The following is a 10,014-nucleotide window of genomic DNA, read 5'->3' as shown; positions in this document are numbered from 1 at the left end:
CCGGAGGAGTTCCGGAACCGGGCCCTTGCGGCGTAGTCGCTATTTATTCAGTCCAAGTTTCGGGGCGCAGTTCACAGGCACCTTTGTGGTGGTTTTTGTTTAAGCGCCGGTGATGACGAGATTTGGGCGGGCCTCGTCGGCGGTCTCGGCGAGTGAGGTGGCGACGGCGCCATCGGGATCACGGTCCATCACGATGGTGTCGACGTCGACAAGCTCGGCAAAGCGGTACATGCCGCGCCCGTTAACCTTGCTGGCGTCCATGAGGGCGACGCTTTGATGGGCTGCGGCGATCATAGCCGTTTTGGTCTCGGCCATCTGCGGAAAGTCGGTCGTAAAGCCGCAACGGGGGACAAAAGCGCCGGGGCATACGATGGCAAGGTCGGCGTGAACCGTTTGAAGCGCCTGCATAGTGAGCGGTCCGTACAGATAACGATGGCCTTTGCGCAGTGCCCCGCCCAGCATGACGACATCAACCGAGGGCATACTCTCGTCGATGTAATCGGCAATGGTAATGTCTGCCGTGATGACGGTGATGCCGTCGCGCTGGTCGAGGAGCCGGACAAACTCGAGAGCGGTGGTGCCCGAGTCGACGAGCAGAGTGTCACCATTGCCGACGAGCTCGATGGCGCATTGCGCGATGGCCTGCTTGGCGGCGACGTTGACATTGATGCGGCGATCCTGCGTGGAGACAGTTAGGCGTTTGTGGAGCGACACAGCGCCGCCATGCGTACGGCGTAGCTTGCCTGCTTCGGCGAGCGCGTCCAGGTCGGCGCGGGCGGTGACGGAGGACACGCCAAAGGTCTGGGCGATTTCTGCCACCTGCACCGAGGCGTTATGTTCGAGCATCTCCATGATGGCGGCGCGCCGCTCATCGGCGAAAGCTCGGGTTGTTGCATGGGCCATAGTTGCTCCATCATCGTCTGAAATTTGCAGGAATTGTGTTGAGTCTATTTTCGTTCATTTTCTTTTTGAGCAAGTAAACGCCTTTCGATTACTTATCTTTTCTATAAAAGAAAGATGATTCGCTTGAAAACGGTAATGTCGGATAGGGGAATTTAGCCTGAATCCCTTCCGTTTGCTTTTCAAAAACGAGCGTTTTGGCCTGCGTGCCGACGATATCTCGTACATGCGACAGATGCGATTTTCATACAATGGGCGCAGCAAAATGCAAGGTAAAACGCCTTGCGGACACGTACGCCCGATGTCCAGATGCGGGCGAGGGAGAGGAGCAAACGCTCATGGCACTTGTAACCACCGAAAAGATGCTCAAGGACGCTCAGGCCGGCCACTACGCCGTCGGCGCGTTCAACGTCGAGAACCTCGAGTTTGTTATGGCCGTTCTGGCCGCTGCCGAGGAGACCAAGTCCCCCGTCATCATGCAGACCACCCCGGGCACCATCAAGACCGCTGGTCTGGACTACTTCTACGGCATGGTCAAGGCTGCCGCCGAGCGCGCTTCCGTGCCCGTCGCCCTGCACCTCGATCACGGCGATGGCTATGACCGCTGCATGCAGGCTTTCCGCACGGGCTACACCTCCGTCATGATCGACGGTTCGCACGAGTCCTTCGAGGACAACATTGCCCTGACCAAGTCCGTCGCCGACGCTGGCCGCGCCATGGGCGTGCCCGTCGAGGCCGAGCTCGGCAAGGTCGGCGGTAAGGAGGACGACGGTCCCGCGGTTGAGGGCGAGAGCCCCTACACCGATCCTGCCGAGGCCAAGGAGTTTGTTGAGCGCACCGGCTGCACCTCGCTGGCCATTGGCGTTGGCACCAGCCACGGCGTGTACACGAGCGATCCTCACATCGAGCAGTCCGTGGTCAAGGCCATTCGCGACGCCGTCGACGTGCCGCTGGTCCTGCACGGCACCTCCGGTGTGCCCGATGAGCAGGTTGCCGAGGCTGTGAAGAACGGCATCTGCAAGGTTAACTACGCCACCGAGCTGCGTCAGGCTTACACCAAGGGCTTCATGGCCTACATGGCTGAGAACCCCGCCTGCTTCGATCCTAAGAAGCCGGCCAAGGAGGGCATGCGTGAGATCACCGAGCTGGTTAAGATCCGTATGACCAACCTCAACTCTGTGGGCAAAGCAGAGTAACAGCAAGGGTACTCCGACTCAAAATAGATCCCGGGGAGGGATGAGGGCTTAGTTCCCCAATCGTCCTCGGGCATGCAAAAAGCCTCGCTACGCACTTCGTGCGGCGAGGCTTTTTGCCCCCTGCGGAAAGATTGGAGAACTAAACCCTCGTCCCTCCCAGGTTGACCTACTCGAGGTCGTCGCCCTTGTGGCGTTAGGTCTGAAAATAATAAGGAGCCTTCGCGCTGCGGAATGATTTTGGAAACTAAGTACGGGGACCCGCCCAAACCGTCCTGCTCAATCGCCCTTGTGGTGTTGGGGCTGAAAGGGTGGGACGCGTGGGTTATTTGGTTGTTAGGGTTAGTAGGTCGTTGGGGGTTTTGAGGTTGTAGGTGGCGTTTGGGATATCTTGGTGTGATCCCCATGCTGCTCGGGCAAAACTGACCCCTGCTGAAGTTGCGCATTGTTCGTCGTAGACGGTGTCGCCAACGTAGACGACGTTGCCAGGATTCGCGCCCGCACGTCGGAGATATTCGAGCATGGGTGCGGGTGCGGGTTTATGTTCGGTTGTGTCTTCGACAAGGATGATGTGCTCAAAATACTTATCGAAACCAAGGGGTGCAATTTCTTTTGCGTATTCGTCGCGCGCACGTGAGGAGACGATGCCAAGTTTGCAGCCGCTATCGGCGAGTGTTGCGATGACTTCAAGCAAACCTGGAAACACGCTGATGGTGCTTTTAAAGCTGGCGGCAACTTGGCACCAGCGATCCAACGTTGCCTGCGAGTAGATTCCAAGTTTCTCAAGGGCATCCTTGCCGGGTATGCCGAGGGCAAAGTCAAGCTCGTGTCGGGGAAGCGTTTTGCTGGTCTCTTCTTGGACAATCTGGACAAGCGATGACAGAACGCTTTCTTCTGTATCTGCCAATGTCCCATCAACGTCAAATACGATATGGTCAAAGTGCTTCATATGATTGCTCCTCTCTGTTGTTTGCCTGCAAGTTTGATGCAGTGACAGAAGAAGGGCTAGCGGGATTTCTGCCTGGTGCTATCGAGATTCTGCCTCGCTGCTCGATAGCTCGAAGGAGTGCACCCCATTTGTTCTTTAAAAACCTGGCCAAGATGGCTTGCTGTTATAAATCCGCATTGGCGCGCGACTGTCTGTACCGTTCGCGTGGTGTGTGCCAAAAGTTCGCAAGCACGGTTTATGCGGTATGCGCGTAGATATGCCGCCGGGGTCGTTCCTGCACAAGTTTCGATAATGCGGTAACACTCTCTTTCGCTTACGCCGGCTGCAGATGCCATCTGGGGCACATCTATAGCGGCTGCATAGTTTGCGCGGATAAAGTCCAGGATTGCCTTGAACTGTACGTCGCGGCTGGTCATCCAAGAGGCGCCGTCGGAAGAAAAGAGCGGTTCGGTCTTGGCGTTAATCTGAATCCAGAGCTCTGACAAACTATTTCGAAGCGCCATCTCGTTCTGCGGCTGTTGAAGGTCGTGGCTAAAGGAGCTCTTCAGCAAATCGATAAAGGGCATATCGTCGGGATTGGTGGGCGACCATTTGAGCACATCGACGCCTCGACATTGAAGCAATGGGTTGATGTAGCGCTTTTGGAGACGTCCCGCGGGATCGCCGAGCATCGACGGCTGAAAGATATGCAGCATTTGAATGGCTGGCGCCGAATTGGGTGATTGCAGCGTACTGTGCAAAACGCCGCCGTTGATAAAGCCGGCGGACCCTTCCTCAAAGCGTACGTGCTCATGAGCCGCGTGCGTTCGATAGTCAATCGCTCCCTGCTCCATGTAGAAAAGCTCAACTTCGGAATGCCAGTGCCAGGGGACGGAATTGCCCGGATAGCGAGCGAATTCTGCGCGTTCGGCAATATAGGGCCAGTCTTCGGCGGTCTCGGGAAACGCTTCCTCGCGTCCTCCGCGGTGCAATTCTATGTGATCCATGTTTCGCATGGCATCAGTATAAAGCGCGATGGGCTTAGATTGCTCTTGCCTGTTCGGGGAACGCCTTGTCTAGGGATGCTTGGAGCTTTTCGAAGGAAGCTCGTAAGTTGAGGCTCTGATCGGCTGAGCGCTTGGTTTTTGTGGTGGGGGAGTCGAGGAGGCCGTTTCTCTGTGTCGGGGGGAAGGAGAAAAGGTCCGCATGTTTTAGGGATGGCTGCTGTGCTGCGTCATTGGAAGAATGCATGCTTATGCGGCCTCCTCGATGTCCACCAAAAGGTTGCGCACGGGGTGTGCTGCTAGGTCCCGTGCGTTGGCAGTATTATGCCGCGGACGTCGCAAAGAAGCGCTAAAGAAAGGCTTAATGAGGTTTGCAATTACGATGAAACCGCAGGTCAGAGCTATCGAGTAACACTCTTGAGAGGTTTTGAACTTAAGGGCTTTCTAAGGTTTGTGGCGCGGATGTGGCTCGCCTGTGTGGGGCGTGTGGACGGCTCGTTCCTAGCGCTGCGGCTCTGTGGCGCGCACCTGCTCGATGACCTTTTCCATTGTGGCGTCGATGCGGTCTTTTTTGAGCTCGCATTCCCAGATGGTTATGGGTGTCCAGCCCATTTGAGTGAGTGCTGCCACGGCAGCGCGGTCGCGCTCGACGTTGCGACGGAACTTTGCCTCCCAAAACTCAACGTTGCGCTTGGGCTGGCTCGGATTGCACTTGGGGCAGCGGTGCCAAAAGCAGCCGTTGACGAAGATGGCGATCTTGCGGCCGGGGAAGGCGATGTCGGGCTTGCCGGGAACCTTCCATTCCAAGCGATAACCCGTAAGGCCCGCTGCCCGCAGGCGCTGGCGAACGAGCAGCTCGGGTTTGGTGTTCGCACGCTTGTTGCCCTTCATGGATTTTTTTATAGCGGCGCGACGGCGCACGAGCTCACGCTCGTCGGCGGAAAGGTCCGAGGTGTCGATGCCGTCCAGCAAGCCGGGCTTGGGGCGCTTCTTGCTGCGGCGCTTAGGTGCGCGCTTGGGCTTGGTGGCGGGTTTGTCGGCTGTGGTGGGCGTGGCGTCATCGGCGGAGCTTGCCTCGAGCCGATCTTCCTTCAACTCAATCAGAGCATCGATAAGCCCTTTGTCGGCGGGCATCCATTCCACCATGGCAAGCGAGGTGCGCGGAATCCAGCGGATATCGAGCTGGCGGTCGTGCTTCTGAGGCTCATCGGATTCTTTAGCCAGCGAGCAGTAGTAACACTCCATTGAGAGATGAAAATCGGGGTAGTCATACTCAACGGTGTAGAAGTCACGCAGGTTGGTGACTTTGACCTGCAGCTCTTCCATGAGTTCGCGGCGTACGGCGTCCTCGGGCGACTCGCCGCGCATGAGCTTGCCACCGGGGAACTCCCAAAGTCCCTGCATGTTGCCGTAGCCGCGCTGCACGGCAAGCAGCTCATCGGATCCTTCCTTGCGAATGATCCCAGCGGCAACATGAACAGTCTTCAACAGGAGTCCTCTCTCAACATCAACACGTGGCAGACTACGCTTACCTTACGCAACGGTAAGGCAAGCGTAAGCCATATCGATGGTAGCCGACTCGTCTTCTTGCGACTATAGATGCCGTAGACTAATCGCAAGAAAGGACTCGGTATGCAAACCACGCACATGGCGACCCCGGTACTGGAGGTCGCGCATCTCGAAAAGGTATACGGAGCGCTGGGCAACGTGACCCGCGCGCTCAACGACGTCAGCTTTACCGTCAACCGCGGCGAATTTGTTGGCATCATGGGCGCTTCGGGCTCGGGCAAGTCGACCCTGCTCAATTGCGTCTCGACCATCGATAGCGCCACGAGCGGCACCATCCGCATCAACGGGCAGGACGTAACGCGCATGAAGCAGGCCAAGCTTTCGCAGTTCCGCCGCGAGGAGCTCGGCTTTATCTTCCAGGACTCCAACCTGCTCGATACGCTCACGGCACGCGAGAACATCGCCCTGCCGCTCACCATCGCCCGCACAAACTCGGCAGAGATCTCGACCCGCGTGCAGGATGTGGCAGCGCGCCTGTCCATCAGTCAGGTGCTCGACAAGTATCCCTACCAGATGTCCGGCGGCCAGCAGCAGCGCGTTGCCGCGGCTCGCGCGCTCGTCACCGACCCCACCATGATCATGGCCGACGAGCCCACCGGCGCCCTCGATTCCAAGAGCGCTCGCCTGCTGCTCGAGAGCCTGGAGGCCCTTAACCGCCGCCTACGCGCTACCGTGCTCATGGTCACGCACGATAGCTTTGCTGCCAGCTACACGAGCCGTGTGCTGTTTATCCGCGACGGCAAGATCTTCACCGAGCTGCGCCGCGGCGACGCCGACCGCCGAGAGTTCTTCGACCGCATTATGGAGGTCGTTGCCATGATGGGCGGTGAGGGCTCCGATGCTCTGTAAACTCGCTTGGGGCAACGTTCGCCGCGCCGGCCGCGACTACCTCGTCTACCTTTTGACGCTCACCCTGGGCGTCACGGTCTTCTATGCCTTTAACACCATCTCGATGCAGGTCGACATCGCCGGAATCGATGAAAAGGGCTTGGCGCAGGTAATGGGCAGCATGCTCGGCGACCTGACGTACTTTTTGGCCGGTGTCATGGCCTTTTTGATGGTGTATGCCAATAACTTCATCATGAAACGCCGCAAGAAGGAGTTTGGCCTGTACCAGGTGCTCGGCATGGGGCGTGGGCGCGTCGCCACGATCATGGCGCTCGAGACCGTGATAGTGTCGGTCGTGGCCTTTGTCGCCGGCATTGTGCTGGGTGTGGGACTCTCCCAACTCATGACGTTCTTTACGGCCTCGCTCTTTAAGACACAAATCGCCAATTTCCACTTCTTTTTCTCGGTGCATGCGTTCAATCTGACCCTTGCCTGCATGCTCGTAATGTTTGTGCTCACGCTACTGCTGAACCTTCGCGCCGTGCGTCGTACCAAACTTATCGAGCTTATGGGTGCCGAGCGTCGCAACGAGAGCATCAAGACACGCAACCCCTGGATCGCGATTGCCATCTTTGCCGTGGGCGTGGCGCTTGTGGGCGTGGCCTATTACCGTCTGCTACGTGATGGGTTCCCGCTAACCGCGACGGACAGCAAGCTGCAAGAGGCCATGAACCAGTTTGGTATTACGACCGCTATGGTTACCGTGGGCACCTTTGCCCTGTTCTGGGGACTCTCGGGCATGCTCATCAAGCTGCTGCAGAGCCTGCGCAGCGTGTATTGGCGCGGCCTCAATATGTTTACCGTGCGCCAGCTTGCGGCCAAGGTCAACACGGTGTGCTTTTCGATGGGCGTCATCGCGATGCTCCTGTTTTTGGCCATCACCTCGGTGACGTGCGGTATGTCGATTGCCAATGTGATGAACGAAAACCTGGAGCGCTATACGCCGGCCGATATGTCGCAGACGTATGTCTATTACACGCCCGATACGCTCGACTACTACAAAGAATATGTCAATCCGTCTGAAGCCGACCGCATGGTGCTAGCCGATACAACGGTCGATTTGTACTCCGCATGGCACGGCAAGGGCAAGTCGGCGGACAACAACGACGAGACCGGCAAGAAGGTCAATATCGCCGATGTTGCCGGTGAGCATGTTCAGATCGATTCGTATCTGAGTTACCCGTTTGGCGGTTCGAATCCTTCGGTGTCTGCGGGTGAGATGTGCAAGACCATGGGCGAAAAGCTCCCCAAGGCGCTCGGGGGTAGCAATGCCGATACGATGGGTCTGTTTGTGACGCCGGCGAGCCAGTACAACAAACTGCGCCAGATGATGGGCGAGGAGCCGGTGAGCATTGGCCGCGACCAGTACCTGCTTACGTGTGATATGGGCGGTGAGCTGGGCGACCTGTACACCAAGTACATGGCCGGCGGCCATACCCTCACCTTGGGCGGGCATGAGCTCAAGCCCGCAACCGATAAGTCGGACAAGGACACGGCGGCCATCGCCAACTCGGCGATGGGCAGTAATCCGGGTACCGTCGTCGTTGCCGACGAGCTGTTGTCCCAACTTAATCTGCAGCCGTATTCCAGTAGCCTGCTCGTTAATTACAAACAGGGGATGGATACGACCGAGGCAGACGAGAGCATTAAATACACTTTGCTCGACAATCTGCTCGTTGACGGCAAGGAGCCAGGGTCATGGGGAATCTTCATCACACGCTCCGAGATGTATACGCAGGCGGCGCATATGAACGGCATGATTAGCTATCTGGCCATCTACATTGGCTTTGTACTGGTCGTTGCGTGCGCGGCGATACTGTCGATCCAGCAGCTCTCCAATGTGGCCGACGGCAGCCGCAGCTATCGTGTGCTGGCACAGATCGGCTGTGACGACCGCCAGATTCGTCATTCGGTGATGGCGCAGCAAGCGGTGTTCTTCCTGTTCCCGCTGGCAGTGGGCCTGGCGCACTCCTTTGTGGCACTTAAGGTGATCATCGAGATGGTGAGCACGTTTGGCAACATGAGCATCGGCGGCACCGTGGGTCTTACCTGTGCGATTTTCCTGGCAGCCTATGGTGGCTACTTCCTGGTGACCTACCTCATGAGCGCCGGCATGGTACAAGCTGCCATCGCCACCCGCTACAGCGAGTAACTCGTTCAGCTCGGAATTATCGCAGGTTGAGCTCACGTCAGCGAAAACGTCCCTAAGCGAGCAAGGTGACGTGAAAGAGGAGGGAAGCGTACTTTTGTACGCGACCGACGATTGAACGTCAGATTGCCGCTTAGGGACGTTTGTAGTGTCGAGTCATTGCGCGGTTTGGTAAAACCGCGCAACTAAATACGTTCCGCGATCTCGTGGATGAGGTAGTCGGTCTTTTCCCAGCCCAGGCACGGGTCGGTGATCGACTTACCAAAGACGCCGCCGTCGACCGGCTGGTTGCCATCCTCCAGGTAGGACTCGATCATAAAGCCCTTGACCAGCTTGGAGATTGACTCGTTGCGGCGGCAGCTGTCGAGCACCTCCTTGCAAATGCGATACTGCTCCAGCGGACGCTTGCCCGAGTTGTCGTGGTTGCAGTCGATGACCGCTGCCGGATTGGCATAGCCGGCGTGCTCGGTATAGCGCTCGGCCAGGCGCTCCAGGTGCTCGTAGTGGTAATTGGGGTAGGTGCGACCGTCGAGGCCGATGTAGCCGCGCATGACAGCGTGCGCAAGCGGGTTGCCGTCGCACTCGACCTCCCAGTTGCGGAAGATGAAGCTCTGGTGCGCCTGCGCGGCGTAAATGGAGTTGAGCATAACGGTGGTAGAGCCGGCAGTGGGATTCTTCATGCCGACGGGTACCGAAATGCCGCTCGACACCAGGCGATGCTCTTGGTTCTCGACCGAGCGTGCGCCCACGGCAACATAGCTCAGCAGGTCAACGAGGTATTGGTAGTTGGACGGGTAGAGCATCTCATCGGCGGTAAAGAAGCCGGTCTCCTCGATGACGCGCAGGTGCATGTGGCGGATGGCCTTGACGCCCTCGAGCAGGTCGTCGGGAGCCTCGGGGTTGGGGTTGTGCAGAAGACCCTTGTAGCCGGTGCCCTTGGTGCGCGGCTTATTGGTGTAGACGCGCGGAATGATGATGAGCTTGTCCTTGACCTCCTCGGCGGTTTTGGCAAGGCGGTTCATGTACTCAAGCACCGAGTCCTCGCGGTCGGCAGAGCACGGGCCGATGATGAGCACCTTGCGTGCATCCTCGCCGGTAAAGACTTTGGCGACCTCGGCATCGAATGCTTGCTTTTTGCCGGAAAGCTCGGCAGAAAGCGGCATTTCCTCGCGGATCTCCATGGGGATCGGCAACTTGCGTTTGAATTCCATGGCCATAGGGGCCTCCTCAATCTATAGAAAGAGCAATAGGCGTATTGTCGAGTGCTCGGCATTATCCGCTGTCGCAAGCTAAAGTGCAAGTCCCTTGTCACCCCGAAACCTGCCAAAAAGGGACAGGTTTATTTTGGTAGGTTTTATCTGGGCAAACGTTGGTGCTCGCCGG

Annotated in this window: 8 protein-coding genes; 3 read left to right on the top strand and 5 right to left on the bottom strand. The window is 57.7% G+C overall.

All coding sequences use genetic code 11. The features are described 5' to 3' along the window. Window positions 1–99 precede the first annotated feature (99 nt). Window positions 100–903 carry a DeoR/GlpR family DNA-binding transcription regulator gene (locus tag PMX70_RS08570; RefSeq protein WP_271743374.1) on the bottom strand — a complete coding sequence of 268 codons (804 nt, stop codon included), beginning with the start codon at window positions 901–903 and terminating at the stop codon, window positions 100–102. 335 nt (window positions 904–1,238) lie between these two features. Between PMX70_RS08570 and PMX70_RS08565 the strand changes: the two genes are divergently transcribed. Then, entirely contained in the window at window positions 1,239–2,096 is an 858-nt protein-coding gene (locus PMX70_RS08565; RefSeq protein ID WP_022095149.1) for a class II fructose-bisphosphate aldolase, read from the top strand. A gap of 322 nt (window positions 2,097–2,418) precedes the next feature. Here PMX70_RS08565 and PMX70_RS08560 read toward each other — a convergent pair whose 3' ends face one another. From PMX70_RS08560 to vsr, 3 genes are all read right to left on the bottom strand, one after another. Further along, entirely contained in the window at window positions 2,419–3,042 is a 624-nt protein-coding gene (locus PMX70_RS08560) for an HAD family hydrolase (RefSeq protein WP_089572377.1), read from the bottom strand. Between the two features lie 56 nt (window positions 3,043–3,098). After that, on the bottom strand, window positions 3,099–4,028 hold the full coding sequence (locus PMX70_RS08555; RefSeq protein WP_158556493.1) for an AraC family transcriptional regulator: 930 nt from the start codon (window positions 4,026–4,028) through the stop codon (window positions 3,099–3,101). Between the two features lie 498 nt (window positions 4,029–4,526). After that, window positions 4,527–5,513, bottom strand: a complete 987-nt coding sequence (gene vsr, locus PMX70_RS08550; protein WP_249934374.1) for a DNA mismatch endonuclease Vsr — start codon at window positions 5,511–5,513, stop codon at window positions 4,527–4,529. 144 nt (window positions 5,514–5,657) lie between these two features. Between vsr and PMX70_RS08545 the strand changes: the two genes are divergently transcribed. Together PMX70_RS08545 and PMX70_RS08540 are read left to right on the top strand one after the other, a co-directional pair. Continuing rightward, window positions 5,658–6,443, top strand: coding sequence for an ABC transporter ATP-binding protein (locus PMX70_RS08545; RefSeq protein WP_271743373.1), 786 nt, complete (start codon window positions 5,658–5,660; stop codon window positions 6,441–6,443). Then, on the top strand, window positions 6,433–8,634 hold the full coding sequence (locus PMX70_RS08540; protein ID WP_271743372.1) for an ABC transporter permease: 2,202 nt from the start codon (window positions 6,433–6,435) through the stop codon (window positions 8,632–8,634). The genes PMX70_RS08545 and PMX70_RS08540 overlap by 11 nt, the downstream gene beginning before the upstream one ends. Before the next feature lie 182 nt (window positions 8,635–8,816). Here PMX70_RS08540 and PMX70_RS08535 read toward each other — a convergent pair whose 3' ends face one another. Beyond that, a complete protein-coding gene (locus PMX70_RS08535; RefSeq protein WP_271743371.1) occupies window positions 8,817–9,848 on the bottom strand; it encodes a 3-deoxy-7-phosphoheptulonate synthase in 1,032 nt (343 codons plus the stop codon). Window positions 9,849–10,014: the final 166 nt, after the last annotated feature.

Source organism: Collinsella aerofaciens (assembly GCF_028206795.1).
Classification (GTDB): domain Bacteria; phylum Actinomycetota; class Coriobacteriia; order Coriobacteriales; family Coriobacteriaceae; genus Collinsella; species Collinsella aerofaciens_AX.
Note: the sequence above shows the minus strand (reverse complement) of the source record. Positions and strands in the feature narration are given on the sequence as shown.